At 67.6% G+C, this 14,658-nt stretch carries 14 protein-coding genes; 8 read left to right on the top strand and 6 right to left on the bottom strand.

Features of this window, described 5'->3' with window-relative positions:
- Positions 1-100 precede the first annotated feature (100 nt).
- The 3 genes from JOE48_RS27830 (at position 101) to JOE48_RS27820 (ending at position 4,495) form a co-directional block, all read left to right on the top strand.
- Complete coding sequence (locus JOE48_RS27830) at positions 101-1,492, top strand: coagulation factor 5 8 type domain-containing protein (protein ID WP_210034736.1); 1,392 nt, start codon at positions 101-103, stop codon at positions 1,490-1,492.
- Between the two features lie 77 nt (positions 1,493-1,569).
- Positions 1,570-2,814, top strand: a complete 1,245-nt coding sequence (locus JOE48_RS27825) for a hypothetical protein (protein ID WP_210034734.1) — start codon at positions 1,570-1,572, stop codon at positions 2,812-2,814.
- A gap of 34 nt (positions 2,815-2,848) precedes the next feature.
- Positions 2,849-4,495: a GDSL-type esterase/lipase family protein gene (locus JOE48_RS27820; RefSeq protein WP_245252982.1), complete on the top strand. Its 1,647-nt coding sequence runs from the start codon at positions 2,849-2,851 to the stop codon at positions 4,493-4,495.
- 122 nt (positions 4,496-4,617) lie between these two features.
- Here the strand turns inward: JOE48_RS27820 and JOE48_RS27815 are convergent, their stop codons facing one another.
- The 5 genes from JOE48_RS27815 to JOE48_RS27795 form a co-directional block, all read right to left on the bottom strand.
- A complete protein-coding gene (locus tag JOE48_RS27815; RefSeq protein WP_210034732.1) occupies positions 4,618-4,950 on the bottom strand; it encodes a hypothetical protein in 333 nt (110 codons plus the stop codon).
- A 14-nt stretch (positions 4,951-4,964) separates the two neighbouring features.
- Complete coding sequence (locus tag JOE48_RS27810; protein ID WP_210034731.1) at positions 4,965-5,717, bottom strand: FkbM family methyltransferase; 753 nt, start codon at positions 5,715-5,717, stop codon at positions 4,965-4,967.
- Positions 5,718-5,785: 68 nt separating this feature from the next.
- The gene (locus JOE48_RS27805; protein ID WP_210034728.1) at positions 5,786-6,121 is read right to left on the bottom strand and encodes a hypothetical protein; all 336 of its coding nucleotides are present in this window, start codon (positions 6,119-6,121) and stop codon (positions 5,786-5,788) included.
- Positions 6,122-6,331: 210 nt separating this feature from the next.
- On the bottom strand, positions 6,332-7,759 hold the full coding sequence (locus JOE48_RS27800; RefSeq protein ID WP_210034726.1) for a phosphomannomutase: 1,428 nt from the start codon (positions 7,757-7,759) through the stop codon (positions 6,332-6,334).
- A gap of 225 nt (positions 7,760-7,984) precedes the next feature.
- Positions 7,985-8,275, bottom strand: coding sequence for a hypothetical protein (locus JOE48_RS27795; RefSeq protein WP_210034724.1), 291 nt, complete (start codon positions 8,273-8,275; stop codon positions 7,985-7,987).
- 256 nt (positions 8,276-8,531) lie between these two features.
- On the opposite strand from JOE48_RS27795, the gene JOE48_RS27790 reads away from it, so the two are divergent.
- Complete coding sequence (locus tag JOE48_RS27790; RefSeq protein WP_210034722.1) at positions 8,532-8,798, top strand: hypothetical protein; 267 nt, start codon at positions 8,532-8,534, stop codon at positions 8,796-8,798.
- A gap of 533 nt (positions 8,799-9,331) precedes the next feature.
- Here JOE48_RS27790 and JOE48_RS27785 read toward each other — a convergent pair.
- Positions 9,332-10,443, bottom strand: a protein-coding gene (locus tag JOE48_RS27785; protein ID WP_210031638.1) for an IS3 family transposase whose coding sequence is annotated in 2 segments (ribosomal slippage) — positions 9,332-10,194 and positions 10,194-10,443 — 1,113 coding nt in all. Because the reading frame shifts where the segments join, the coding sequence is not laid out codon by codon here.
- A gap of 195 nt (positions 10,444-10,638) precedes the next feature.
- On the opposite strand from JOE48_RS27785, the gene JOE48_RS27780 reads away from it, so the two are divergent.
- From JOE48_RS27780 to JOE48_RS27765, 4 genes are all read left to right on the top strand, one after another.
- Complete coding sequence (locus tag JOE48_RS27780) at positions 10,639-11,553, top strand: LysR family transcriptional regulator (protein ID WP_210036098.1); 915 nt, start codon at positions 10,639-10,641, stop codon at positions 11,551-11,553.
- 115 nt (positions 11,554-11,668) lie between these two features.
- Positions 11,669-12,415: an SDR family NAD(P)-dependent oxidoreductase gene (locus tag JOE48_RS27775; RefSeq protein ID WP_210034720.1), complete on the top strand. Its 747-nt coding sequence runs from the start codon at positions 11,669-11,671 to the stop codon at positions 12,413-12,415.
- 34 nt (positions 12,416-12,449) lie between these two features.
- Positions 12,450-12,848 carry a cupin domain-containing protein gene (locus tag JOE48_RS27770; RefSeq protein WP_210034719.1) on the top strand — a complete coding sequence of 133 codons (399 nt, stop codon included), beginning with the start codon at positions 12,450-12,452 and terminating at the stop codon, positions 12,846-12,848.
- A 618-nt stretch (positions 12,849-13,466) separates the two neighbouring features.
- On the top strand, positions 13,467-14,477 hold the full coding sequence (locus JOE48_RS27765; RefSeq protein ID WP_210034718.1) for a hypothetical protein: 1,011 nt from the start codon (positions 13,467-13,469) through the stop codon (positions 14,475-14,477).
- Positions 14,478-14,658 lie beyond the last annotated feature (181 nt).

The raw sequence follows: 14,658 nt of genomic DNA, 5'->3' as shown, positions 1-14,658 counted from the left end.
AGTCGGCTGCGGCCAGCTACACCTCGCGACGCCGACGACCATGCCCGCGTTTCGGAGGGCTCGGCACGGAATCCTGACGGGAAGGCGCGGGCGCGATTTGATGGGTGCGGACGTCGATCATTATCGGGATTTCGTCGATCTCGCGCAGGGCAGCGCCTGGGTGGTCATCGACCCGGACGGCTCGTCACTGGCCGGAGCCGACGGGGACGCCACGGCGATCGCGATCGATCTCGGCCAGCGCTTTCCCATTCACAGCCTTCAGTTCGGCTCCCCCGGGGAGCCGGGTCAGGCGGGCGCGGCCGACATCCGTGTCGCTTTCTCCGACGACGGCACGACGTGGTCGCCGCCCGAGCTTGTGCCTCCAGCCGATGACGCGACCCCCGCGGCCGAGATCCGGATCGCTCCGGGCGAGGCCGCTTGGGCCCGCCACATCCGCGTCTCGACCCGGAGCCCCGCGGCCCAGGGCGGCCGCGCCGTGCAGATCTGGTGCGAGCGTGCCGCGTTCGACCTGATCGTGCTGCGCAAGCTTCTCGACGCCGATTTCGACATCGTGTCCGAGCACCGGGGCAGCGACGTGTACCGAGCCTACCGGCTCCGGAGCAATCCCCAGCAGACGGGCCTCTCCCTCATCGGCGTCGATCTCTACGAGAACGGAGCCTTCGGGAACTTCATCATCCAGTGCCTGCTCGCCATCGGGATCTGCCGCGCGCTCAAGCTCAAGTACCTCAAGCTGTCGATCATGGATCGGAGCGAGGTCCTCGACTTCGTGCAGGCCCGCGAGATCGGCGGCATCACCTTCATACCGGCCAACGATCCCCTGCCGCCGGAGGGTTACTTCCTGTCGGGGATGTTCTTCGACGTCCGGGTCCAGAAGCTTGCGGGCGATCTCGACCAGAACGAGAGCCGCCGCATCATCAAGGAGTACATCCGTCCCCTCTTCAACCGCATCCCGACGCGCTTCGAGGAGAAGCCGGCGGATCAGCTCCACATCCACATCCGATCCGGCGACATCTTCAGCACCTGGGTCGCGCCGCACTACCCGCAACCGCCCCTGGCCTTCTACAAGCTCGTCATCCAGCGCCTGCTCGCGGAGAAGCGCATCACGTCGATCAAGATGGTGTTCGAGAACCGGCTGAACCCGGTGATCCCCGCCCTGGAGGCTTACATCGCCGAGATCGGCGTGCCGCTGACGACGCAGAGCGGGACGCTCGCCGACGATGTCGCGGCCCTCGTCAACGCCCGGTATCTGGTCTTCGGTCTCGGGACGTTCGGGCCGGGCGTGTGCCACCTGTCCGACCATGTCGAGCAGGTGTTCTACTTCGCCTCGGGATGGCCTCAGCACTTCAGAGGCATTCCGACGATCGAAAAGATCACCGAGGTCGTGGACGTGGCCGGCGCCTACACGAAGGTCGGCGAGTGGGACAACTCGCCCGAGCGGCGCGCCCTCATGCTCGATTACCCGGCCCACAACCTCGCCTTCGACGACGCCTGATCGGCCCGGACCGGCCCACCTTGCCGAAGACGGGAAAAGCGGTGACAAGCGCCCAGCCGTTCCGCCGGAGGACAGACTTGGCCAGCGCCGACCCGTCATCGGAAGCCCTGCGCGTCAACGCCTTCGCGACGCACCGGGCCGAGGTGCTGATGATGCAGCGGCGCCGGCTGCGACCGCGCCACACCACCCTGGTCAGCTTTGCCGCCAAGTACCACTACGTGGAGAGCCAGCGCCGGCTGGCTGCGGCGGCGGCCGCCTCGGGCGACTTCGGCACAATCGAGAGCTGGTCACCCGACCGGCTGCGCGAGACACCGTTCTACCGGGAGCACCGGGAGATCCTCGACCGGTCCCGTGGCGCCGGGAACTGGGCCTGGAAGCCCTACATCATCGCCGAGGCGCTGGAGAAGCGCCGCGACGGCGACTTCATCATCTTCAGCGACACCGGGATGCAGGCGGTCGGCGACGATCCGCTGCCGCCGGTGGCGCCGCTCCTGACCTGGCTTGGCGGGTCCGAGCGCCGGGTCGCGGTCGGCGTGCTGCACGGCCGGCCGCAGCGGGTCTGGACCAAGCGCGACTGCTTCGTGCTGATGGAATGCGACACGGAACGCTACTGGGAGGCCGACCAGATCCAGGCCTCCTGGATCGCCTTCATGGTCAGCCCCGCCACCCGCCATCTCGTCGCCGAGTGGCTGCGCTACGCGGGCGATCCGCGGGTCGTCACCGACATGCCGAACGCGATGGGGTTGCCCGATCTCGACGGCTTCATCGATCACCGCTTCGATCAGAGCATCCTGTCGAACCTGATCTACAAGCTCGACCTGGAGATCCCGCCGCTGCGGCAGCCCTCGAAGCAGATCCGGACCCTGATCGAGGAGCTCGAGACGGACACGCTGGTCGCGACGCGGCCGTCCGAGAACATCGCCCTCGGCAAGACCTGGACGGCGAGCTCCGCCTCGCCCTGGTCGGGGACGACGGGCGTCTACGGCGCGCGCACGACCGGCGACCCGTCGTTCTTCTTCCACACGGCGCTGGAGCGGAACCCCTGGTTCGTTCTCGACCTCGGCGCGGTGGAGCGGGTCTCGGAGATCCGGATCTACAATCGCTGGGGGCAGCTCAGCGAGCGGGCGCAGCTGATGCGGGTCTGGCTGGGCGAGACCGAGGACGCCGACCGCCTCGTCTTCGACGCCGTGGACGCCCACTGCCATCCCGGCCTGCCGCTCCATCTCCGGTTCGACAACGCGCGATTCCGCTACCTCAAGATCGATCTCGACGAGGAGCAGTACCTGCACCTCGACGGCATCGAGATCTTCGCGGCGCGCTGAGGGCGCGGCAGCGCGCGACGGCATGAGCGCACAGATGTCAGACACGCCGCTCTTCCCGTTCGGGCCGATCCTGTTCTTCGGCGATTCGGTGACGGCGGGGCTGACGGCCGGGACGCCGCAGCTCTTTTCCGGGCCTCAGACGGTCGCGCGGGGAATTGCCGGACAATCGACCCGGGACATGGCGCGGCGGCTTCGCTCCGACATCGCCCTTTACGGCGCCCGGGGCCTGCACCTGATCGGCGGCCGCGACGACATCCTCAGCGGCGACGGCGCGCCGTCGGTGGAGCAGATCACGGCCGACATCGCCGCCATGCTGCAGGACGCGCGCGACCTCTACGTGCGGACCTGGGTCGGCTCGATCCCGCCGGTCGATCCGGCCTCCCGGGCCGCGGCCGGGCTGCCGGTCGCGCTCATCGGGCAGGTCAATGCGTGGCTGCGCGATCACGTCCCGGCCTACGGGGCGCAGTTCATCGACTACGATCCCGTCCTGGCCACCGAGACGGGCGCGCTCAGGCCCGCGTTCAGCGACGACGGAGTCCGGCTCAATGCGGCCGGCGAAGCGGCGCTCCGAGACACGATGATGGCCGCCCTGACCGCCCCGGGCGTGGAGCAGATCTGGGCTCCGCCCGAGAGCGAGGATGCTGCACGACGGCGCAAGTTCCTGCATCACTTCGGCTATCTCGACTCGAACACGCGGTATCCAAGCCCGTTCATCCAGTTCGCCGGCAAGCCGGGGGCGAGCCATTACGGCGTCCCGTTCGACGCCGACGGCTTCCTGAACGCGGCGCCGATCGTGGAGCGCAAGCCGGCCGGCGAAACCCGGATCCTGATCGTCGGCGACTCGACCACCATCGACGGCGGCGACATCGCCAACACCCTGCCGGGCCGGATCGAGCGGATTCTGCGGGCGGACTGGCCGGCCAGCGCGAAGGTCTACAATTTCGGGGTGATGTCGAGCTGCCTCACCCAGATGACCCACCTGATCTGGTCGCGTCTCGTCACCTACAGTCCCGACGCGATCCTCGTGCTCAGCGGCAGCACGGACCTGTTCCAGCCCTGGACCTACGATCCCCGGCCCGGCCACCCGTACAACGCCTTCATCACCCAGCGGCTCTACGACCACTTCTTCGACACGCACGACCCGAGGGCCCGCGAGGACGGGCTGTCCTACGATGCGCTGATCACGCTGATCTACGAGGAGCTGAAACGGCTGCGCGCCGAGGTGGGCTGGCAGAGCCCGGGCTGGGAGGACGCCATCGTCCACCACTACGAACGCGCCGCGCACCGCCTCACCAAGCTGTCCCACGATCACGCGGTGCCGATCGTGAGCGTCCTGCAGCCCACGGTCCTGCGCAAGCGCCACCTCACCGAGGTGGAGCGCGGCGTCGCCTCGGGGGCGTTCCTGGCCTATCTGGACCGCCAATACGCCAAGCTGGAGGCCTTCACGGCGCAGCTCGTGGCTCGGCGCCCGTACCGGCGCACGTTCACGGCGCTGGACCTCAGCGGGATTTTTCGCGATCGGGAGGCGGGGACCTTCTACGACATCGTCCACTACGACGATGCGGCCCGCGAGATCGTCGCGGCGCGGTTGGCCACCGAGATCCGAAATGCCCTGGAGCGAGCCCGCCCCCGGACGCCCCTTTCGCGCGCGGTACGTTTCTTCGGCGGCCGGAGGCGCTAGAAATCCAGTCCGCCGAAATCATCGCAGGGTCGCTCCGGCGACGGGCGATCAGGGGGCAGCCCGAGAGGCCGCATGCCCCCGCACAATCGGCGGCCGGCAGAAGTAGCTCTACGGCGCCCGCCTCAAGCCGGCCTCGCGATCCCGCCGGGCTGCTGCTCGATGTGGGCGCGCAGGATCGCGTATTGTTCGACGACGCGGTCGAGTTTCGCGGCGTTCGCCGCCTTGATCGTCTCAGACCCGAGGTCGGGCTCATAGGTGGCCGCGAAATGCGCGGCGTAGGCTTTCAGCTTCACGGCGACGAAATCCATGTCGGCCGACCAAACGGTGTCCGCGCGGATTTGCTGGAGACGTCTCGAGATCGCAAGCCAGTGCAGATCGAGGGCGATGCCGCTGCCCATCTGCCTGAACAGGTCGAACATCGAGTCGAGGGTCGCGATCGCGTTGCGGGTCGGCATGACAGAGGGCTCCGTCAGGCCTGCGCCGGGAGAAGATCGGGCCGTGCGTACCAATCGTCGAACAGAGAGAGGTGCCGGAACCGCCGACGGTACCCCAGCCCGGTCAGAAGATCGTAGATCTTCCCGCGGCTGTCCGAGAAATTGTGCTCGACGCTGATCAGGGCGATGTCGCGGCTCGCGAAATCGAAGCTTTGCAGGACATCGAACTCGCCGCCCTCGACGTCGAGGCTCATATAGTCGATCTGCCGGGGCGCGCGGGCCTCCGACAGGAAACGGTCGAGCGAGATCGTCTTGACCGCGTATTGGACGCCCTGCTGGCGGGCATCCGCGTGGAAATCACCCGTGATCAGATCTTCGACACCCGACAGCTCGCCGATATCGACCTCGTTGAACAGGACCTCAATCCCATCGGTTTTGTAGACGCAGCGATCGGTGATGTAACAGTTGCGATTGCGATACAGCGCCGCGTGCCAGGCGCGGGCCGGCTCCGCCAGGGCACCCTGCCAGCCGAAGGTCTTCTCGAGCAGGAGCGTGTTGCTGAGGCTGACGCCGTCACAGGCACCGAACTCGACGAAATAGCCGTTCCGCTTCTCCTTCAGCTCGTACAGGACCCACAGATCCTGCAGCAGCTGCGCGTTGGAGTACGGGGCCATCCGCGCGGCGAACGCGAGGAATTCGAGATCGGCCTGGAGGATGTGCGGCTTCTCGTCCAGATTGTCTCTGAGATGGATCAGCGCGTTGAAGACCGTCAGAAGCTCGGCACTCATGGTCCGCAGTTGCACCTTCTGGATTGCATGGATCGATACCGACGCTGCTGTGCGATCTCGATCTCGCGTCAGGGATGGAGGCGGCCGGGGGGCCGGGTGCCCAGGATCCGGTTCGCGCCGTCGAACAGGACGGTGTGCTGGAGCGCGTCCGGCCCCTGATCGGGGATTGCGCGCGCCGCCTTTCGGATGGCCGACAGGAAGAGCTTCCGGCTGAACCCGTAGGGTCGCAGGCTGCCCAGCAGCGCATCGACCAGCGTGGCCATCGCGTCGGACCGCGCGCGCGCCTGGTCGCGGTCGCGCAGGGCCGCGTCCCGCTCAGCCTTGATCACCGCCAACGCGATCTGCTGCTGCTGGATCTGGCGGATGTAGCGCGTGTCGAGGTCGTGGACGGGGTTCTTCGTCATACGGCAGCCTTGAGGGCCCGGAAGGGGATCAGGCCGGGACGCGCACCGCGACCGGCGTTGACGATCGCACGCCGCGGTGTGTCCCAGATCTGGGGCACCATAGCGACGGTCCGCAGCGCTGTGCAGGCGGTCGGGACGGTTTTGCGCATCACCGCGTGCGAAGGCCCGGTCCGATCCTCGCGTGGCAGGTCATACCGGGCCGCCCGGCCGTCAAGCCCGTGCGCCCTCTTCCGCCATGGCTGACACGGCGGCCTTCAGCCCCCACCGGACGAGGTCCGCGGCGTCCCGGGCCGATCTGGCCTCCGCATAGCATCGCAGTTCCGGGGCGTTGCCCGAGGCTCGGAAGTGAATCGTCCGTCCACCGTCCAGATCGATCCGGATGCCGTCCTGCTGATCGACGGCCTGCGGCGAACCGATCGGCCTGAGGAAATCGTCTCGGAAACCCGCCTCGCCGAGACGCGCGAGAAAGGCGCCGCTCCGCTCCGCGGGCGTGTTCGGAAGCCGGTCGCTCGCCATCTCGCCCGCATCGAGCGAGGCGACCAGATCGGCCAGCGACAGGCCGGCCGCGCGCGCCGCCGCGAGCGACGCCAGGATGGGCAGCATCGCGTCGCGGGTCGGCAGGAGACCCAGGATGTTCTCGCCGACGCGGACGTCCGACCCCAGCAGGAAGCCGCCGTTGGCCTCGAAGCCGATCACAGCCCGAGCCCCGGCGCGTCGCGCCTGCTCCATGCCGGCGATGACGAAGGGCGAGCCGACCTTGGTGCGGATGACCTGCGTGAAGCCGCCCGATCGCTCCAGGGCCGAGCAGGCCGTCACCGGCACCACGGCCGTATCGGCGCCCAGGTAGCGGGCCGTGACGAGCCCGAGCACGTCGCCCCGCACGATCTGCCCGGTGCCGTCCGCCATTAGGGGCCGATCGGCGTCACCGTCGGTGGTCACCAGCGCGTCGTAGTCGCCGGACGCCATGACGCGCCGGATGAACGCGACGTCCTCGGGACGATGCGCCTCGGTATCGATCGGCACGAAGGTGTCGGACCGGCCGATCGGCGTCGCGCTGGCACCGAAGCCGGCCAGCAGATCCGTCAGCAGATCGCGCGCGACCGAGCTCTGCTGATACACCGCGATGCGCAGACCCTCCAGGATCCGGGGCGCGAAGGCCGCGCGGTAGCGCTCGCGATAGCGCGCGATGGCATTGGGCTCCGGCACGGGCGGGACGGGGGACGTCGTCGCGCCGGACGCTGCGATGTCGCCCAGAGCGGCCAGGATGGCGGCCTCGTCGGCTTTGGTGATCTCGCCGTCGGGCCGATAGAATTTCAGACCGTTGCGGTCCTCGGGGATGTGGCTGCCGGTGACCATGACGGCATAGGCGCCGCGCCGCATCGCCTCGAGGGCGAGGGCCGGGGTGGGGAGGGCACCACAATCGACCGCCGTGAAGCCGGCCGCCGCAGCAGCATGCGCCACTGTCGCGGCGAGGCCGGGGCTGCTTGCCCGAAGGTCCCGCCCGATCACGACCTCGCGCCTGCTGTTCCCGGCCGGAACCGATCGGAAGAAGGCGCCGGCATAGGCGTAGCACGGGCCGCCCACGAGGTCCGTCACGAGACCCCGCAGCCCGCTCGTCCCGAATTTCAGACTGCTCACGGCATTCCTACCGATGCTGACGCTGCGACATGCGCGTGACCCATGCCCAAAATCGCACGCCGCCACAACGCTCGGCGTGCGGACACGCCGCCGGACGCGAACGTCGTCAAGACGAGGCCCGCGTTCGCATGCCGATGTCAGTCGCGGCACCAGCCCGTGTGCGACGCGCGGGGATGGGTCGTTGCGGATCCTGAAGCGGCCGCGGCTGCCATCCAGCCGCGTCGCTCAGGCCGCGAGCGCCGCCTGACCGTCCCGGCCGTGCGCTTGGTCCATGATCTCGCCGATCCGCTCGCCGACCGCGACCGCGATCGCCACCGAGGCCGGCCCTTCCAAGCCCTGCCGGCAGATCCGGGCGAGGACGTCGGTCACGCGTTGCTCCATCACGCCGAGGATCGCCGCGGCCGCCTGCGGTTGCGCGCCGCGCAGCACCGCCGCGAGGTCGCAATAGGCGTCGTGAAGAAGCCGGAGCGTCAACCGCTCGACTGCCTGCTCGTCCTCCGCCGCCAGTGCCCGCATGTCACGCCTCTCAACCCAACTGCCGGCAGCGTCGCCCGGACCCGTTAACAAGAGGTGAAGACGGCCGGCGCAATGCAAGACTCGGCTAACCTATCGCACCGTCGGGGACGCGCAGAACTGGCGCGCGACGCGCGATGCCCGTGCGTCGGTCCCGCGCAGGAGCCGGGTTCGGCAACCGGGCAGGCGATCGCGGATGGAACTTGGTGGGCCCCGAAAGTGTCGGATCTGCGAGACCCTTCACCACGGGAGTTCCCTCATGCGCGCGCTTCTCCTGGCTGGCCTCTGCCTGTCGTCGGCCGTCACCACCCCCGTCCTCGCCCAGGTGCAGCAGAACAATCCCAACGCCGCCAACCAGTCGATGGGCCGGGACAGCCAAATGCGCACCCTGCAGCAGCAGCAGACGACCCAGAGCGACACGCTCCGGATGAACAGCCAGCGGAACGAGGCCGCGACGCCCGCCCCGAACACCGGCCCCAACGCAATCGGCCCTGTCGGCGGTCGGCCGGGCCTCGGGGGGCGCTAGAGCTGGTCCCGATCACGGTGTGCCGGCCGATGACGGGACGCGGGACGTGGTGTGGACTTGGATCATCCCCTCAACGACCTCATCCTGAGGTGCGGCCGCGCAGCGGCTGCCTCGAAGGAGGGCTCCAGCCAGCCGCGCGATCCCGGAGACCACCTTCGCGGCCCGCTCCCGCGGGCATCTCAGGATGAGGCCGCGGGAAACGGACCCGGCCTGGTCGTCGCCGCTCCAAGGCGGTTTCGGTCTGATCCGGATCTCACCCTGTGGAAGCGGAGGCGGTGGCCTCCGCGACCGGCCGAAGGCCGCATGTTCCGGCTGCCGCTTGCGCGGCTACCGGGTCGGGGACGGCTCTGGAAACGGGCCTATGGGTCGACCAGGACCGGCTACCGCCCCGAAAGGCTCGATCCGACGCTGCCCGAGAGCTGGCTCGGTGTTCCGAGCTGCGTCCCGTTCGGGTTGGTGTCCAGGCTCGTCTCCGGGGCGGCGAGGCCGCCAGGAGCCGGATTGAACTGACCTTGCCCCCTGTTTGCCCCCGTTCATAACCAGAGTCCGTTCTGGTTCTGGTCCTGTTTGGACCGGGTTGCAAACGCGTTCGGGGTGAGTCCGCCGAGGCTCGTGTGAGGGCGGCAGGTGTTGTAGTCCACCCGCCACGCCTCGATGATGGTCCGAGCCGCCGACAGGCTCCGGAAGAGATGCTCGTTCAAGCACTCGTCGCGCAAGCGCCCGTTCAAGCTTTCAACGAAGCCGTTCTGCTGCGGCTTGCCGGGAGCGATGTAGTGCCACGCGACCGCACGCTCCTCCTGCCAGCGAAGAATGGCGTGCGAGGTCAGCTCGGTGCCGTTGTCCGAGACGATCATAACCGGCTTGCCCCGATCCGCGATGATCCGGTCGAGTTCGCGCGCGACCCGCTGGCCGGACAGCGACGTGTCGACCACGAGCGCCAGGCACTCCCGCGTGCAGTCGTCGACCACGACGAGGATGCGGAAGCGCCGTCCGTCGTCGAGCGTGTCGGAGACGAAGTCGAGGCTCCAGCGCTGGTTCGGCTCCTGCGGCACGGCGGCCGGTGCCCGCGTCCCTAGGGCTCGTTTGCGCCCACCCCGCCTGCGCACCGACAGCCGCTCCTCCCGGTAGAGCCGGAACAGCTTCTTGTGATTCAGCTTAAGGCCCTCCCGCCGCAGCAGGATAAGCAGGCGCCGATAGCCAAAGCGACGACGCTCGCCGGCCAGGCTGCGCAGGCGTACCCGCACGGCCGCATCATCATCACGGGTCGGGGCGTAGCGGTATGTCTTCGGCTCCAGGCCGATCAGCCCACAGGCGCGACGCTGCGAATAGCCCTTCTCCTCGATGGCCCAGCTCACGGCTGTTCTCCGTGCTCCAGGCGTTAGAAGTTTTTTCCCAGTGCCTCGCGCAGCGTGGCCACGTCGAGCATCGCCTCGGCCAGGAGCTTCTTGAGCTTGCGGTTCTCCTCATCGAGCGCCTTCAGACGCCGCGCATCCGAGACCTCCATGCCACCGTAGCGCGAACGCCATGTGTAGAACGTCGCGTCGCTGATGCCGTGGCGGCGACAGATATCGGCGACCGGCAGGCCAGCCTGCTGCTCCTTCAGGATGCCGATAATCTGCTCTTCACTGAACCGGCTCTTCTTCATCGTCCGTCTCCTGATCGACGGACCCTAGCTTCAGATCGAGGGCAATCCAGGGGGCAAGGTCAGCTGCCCCTGGCTTTGCGGAGGATGTCTGCCTCGGAACAGGCTGATCGCAAAAGCGGACGGTCCCATTCCGACCCAACGCGGTCACGCCGCGATACGGATTGCTTTCCCGCTAGCAGACACTCCACTGGCCCTATGCGGATCAATCGAACCGATCTGGCCGACCTCGGGACCTTTCTCGCCATCGCGCGCCACCGCAGCTTCCGGCGGGCGGGTCTGGAGCTTGGCGTTAGCGCCTCCGCCTTAAGCCATGCGCTCAAGGCGATGGAGGCGCGCCACGGCGTCCGCTTTATCAACCGCACCAGCCGCAGCGTCACACTTACGGCGGCAGGGGAAGATCTGCTCGCTTCGCTGGAGGCTCCGTTCGCGGCGATCGGCTCCGCGCTCGACGTGCTCAACCAGCACCGGGAGCCAACCAAGGCCATAGGGCGGATCCGGCTCAACGTGCTGGAGCACGCGAGCACGCTGCTGCTCGCCCCCGTGCTCCCGCTCTTCCACGAGCGTCATCCAAAGATCGAGGTCGACGTCCGGGTGTCTAACGACCTGCTCGACGTCGTGGAGACCGGAGCCGATGCCGGCATCCGCTACGGGGGCTCGGTCCCTCAGGACATGGTCGCTCAACGTCTGTCGGCCGACCTGCGCTGGGTCGTGGTCGGCGCGCCGGCCTATTTCGATCGGCATGGGACGCCGGATCATCCGCGCGACCTCGCAGCCCACCGCTGCATGCGCATTCGGCTCGGCGACGAGAGCCTCTACCGCTGGGAATTCGAGAGGGCGGACGAGGCCATCGCGCTCGACGTCCCCGGGGCGGTAACGATCGACAACACGCAATTCGGCTTGGCGCTCGCGGTGGCCGGCGGCGGTCTGGCCTACCTGCCTGAGCCGTGCGTCGCGCCTTCGGTCGAGCGCGGCGAACTCCGCGTCGCGCTGGCGGACTGGGCTCCGATGGGGCCCGGCTTTCATGTCTATTTCCCCGGACGACGCCAACTGCCGACCGGATTGCGGTTCCTCATCGATCTGATCCGTGAGGTCAGGCCGCTCAACCTGTAGCGGTCGTACTCCGGCGTTGAGCGGGGCTCATCGTTCCGATGAGGATCAAGCGGCTGATCGTCAGCCCGCTCGATGTCTACGTCTGGCCCATCGAGGTCAGCTGAGAGATCGAGACATGCATCGCTTCACCGGAAAAGTCGCTTTCATCACGGGCGCGGCCAGCGGTATCGGCCGCGCCGCCGCGCTCGCCTTCGCGCGGGAAGGCGCGCAGGTCGCGATCACCGACCGGACAGAGGCAGCGCTCGATCAGCTTCGCGCCGAGATCGAAGCGGCGAGCGGCGAGGTGCTCGCGATCCGGTGCGACGTGTCGGTGCCGGAGGATGTCGAGGCGGCGGTTGCCAAAACCGCCGAGCGGTTCGGCCGCATCGACTGCGCCTTCAACAATGCCGGCGTTGAGAACAAGGCCGCTCCCGTCCACGAGATCACCCTCGACGAGTGGGACCGCATCCTCGACATCAACCTGCGCGGCACATTCGTGTGCATGAAGCACGAGATCGCGCAGATGCTGCGCCAGGGCGGCGGCGTGTTGGTTAACACTTCCTCCGGCGCTGGCATCAGGGGCGTAGCGGGCGGCGCGAGCTACGCCGCCTCCAAGCACGCCCTCATCGGCCTGACCAAGTCGGCCGCCCTCGATTATGCGAAGGCGAACATCCGGGTAAATGCCGTCCTGCCCGGAAACATCGAGACGCCGATGATGGACCGCTTTACCGGCGGCGACATCCAGAAGGCGATCGACCTTGAGCCCGTCGGGCGGCTCGGCAAGCCCGAGGAGATCGCCGAAGCCGTCCTGTGGATGTGTTCCGACCTCGGGGCGTTCGTCACGGGTGCGGCGATCTCGGTCGACGGCGGCTGGTCGCTCTGACGCGCGTTTCTGAACCGGACAGAGGATGGATCCCATGGACATCAAGCGCAGCGGTAGTCAGCCCTCGGGCGCAGGACCGTCCGATTGGTTCACCGGCACGGTGCGGATCGATCCACTTCACAGCGCTCCCGATCCAGCCCGCGTCGCGATGGCGAGCGTCACCTTCGAGCCCGGCGCACGCACGGCGTGGCATACGCACCCGCTCGGCCAGACGCTGATCGTCACGTTCGGGCGCGGCTGGGTCCAGCGTGAGGGCGGCCCGATCGAGGAAATTGCGCCGGGCGACGTGGTCTGGTTCGAGCCGAACGAGCGGCATTGGCACGGGGCCACCGCGTCGACAGCGATGACCCACATCGCGATCCAGGAGCGGCTCGACGGCAAGGCCGTGACGTGGATGGAGCAGGTCGCCGACGGGGAGTATTCCGGGTCCTGAACTTCGGCTGCGAGGTCCGCTTTGAGCGATACGAGGCGAAGAGCGGACCGGCGGCTTTCCACCCGACCCGGTCTTTGGTCGACGTCCATCAAACCGCCGCGAAGCGGACCTTCCGAGGGTCTGTTAAGGATCGCTGGCGGTCCCCACAGCTATGTCCGCTTCGTCAGTCGCTCCCCCCTCTACAGAAGCCCACTGGTATCGCCATTCCGCATGCCTGAACCGAAGAGCCCGCCCCCACGGTATCGCGAGCGTGCCCAAGCCCTCCGCTCATTCTCCGCCAGTGAAACCGGTTGCACCGGCCAAAACGCCGAGCGTGACCCCCTCTGGATCGACCGCGTCCGCTTCCACGTGCCCACCATCGGCATCCGCCGCACCGCGGGGGACCTCTACGCGTATCTGCAAGAGCGAAAGGGGGTAGGACCATTCCGGTATGGTCGGACGCCGGCTGGCCTGCACACCATCGAGTTCAGGCCGAGCCAATGGCTCTTCAGTGCGAAGCTGTCATTCTGGCCGGTTCGTGCAACGTCAGGCGGCACCCGGCGGCGCGCTCAGGCTAGTGTTCACCCGTATCGAGGGCACGCTGAAATCACGTTGAACCCGACGCGCCTGTTTGCTCACATGGCGCCCGAAGTCGTGGCTAAGGCCGTCCCTGCCCTGCACTCCTACGATCTGAGATCCTGGAGTGATCGTGCCGAGGTGCTGCGGGGCCGAACCCTTGACGGCTCGGACAACGTCATTCCCGACGACCTGATCCAGGCGGCGATCGCTCTAGATTGGCCGAGGTTCTGCCAGGACTACGCCCACCGGATCGCCGCGTGTATGTCCATAGCGATCGGCACCCCCTACGAAGTCGGGGCTGAGGGAGAGAGTGGCCTAGATAGGTTCGAGCCGTTGCTGGACCTCCCCTCACCCGAGGCCTGGAGCCTACAGCAGGTCGAGCACTACCACGAGTACACGACCGACAACGCTATCGAAGCTATCCGACGCGTCGAGCCCTACGCCTTGAGCCTCAGTCGCGAGGTTGGGGTCCGCACGTACGAGCGCCACGTGCGCACTGAGGCCGTCCGCCAGGACAACGCGCGATCCTTGTCCATGGGACTGGAACGAAAGGGAGCCTACCTGGTCCTGTACGCCAAGACCCTTGAGCGCGTACGGGTGGAGGTCCGGTTCCAGCAGGAGCCGGCTGCCATCGCCGGCCTGCGATCCACCGAGTACGCTGGCTCCCCAAACGGGATGGCCAATCTCCTCCGGGGGACCTCTGCGGATGCTGCGCGGCGCCTGGCGCAATGGGTGTCCGAGTTCCACGAGAGCATTCCGCGGGGACGGCCGACCCACAAGCTCGTGGTGCTCATCGCGAAGCTATCCACTGTGTGTGGGAACGGGCCCCTCCTGACTAAGGTGCTGGCTATCCTGCTGGCACACGGGGGGATTATCCGCACGGGGCACACCGACATCGATCCGCTGATCCCCCAGATGATCAAGCATCGCCTGATCGTTCGGGTCCGGTCAGGTCGAGCGCGGAACGTCGTCCACTACCGGCTATGGCGAGATTACGCGGCGATCGTGCGCTCAATCAGGGCGCTTGAGGAGGTAGATCCGGCGATGGGATCGCCGCGCTTCCCACCATGAGTTGCGGGAGGCGTGTCCGGGTCTGGCCGCACTGTGAGGAGGTGGACACCTCATTCAGCGCTTGGAACAACGACCTGGCGTGCAATCGATTGCACGAGGTTGGAACCCGCGCTGGAGCCTGTCCATCCCCGAAACTCTTTCCGGATCTTTCCGCATCTTTAGAGAGGGGAAAGGCTCATTC

It is taken from the genome of Methylobacterium sp. PvR107, assembly GCF_017833295.1.
GTDB lineage: Bacteria > Pseudomonadota > Alphaproteobacteria > Rhizobiales > Beijerinckiaceae > Methylobacterium.
This window is presented reverse-complemented; position numbering and strand designations above follow the sequence as displayed.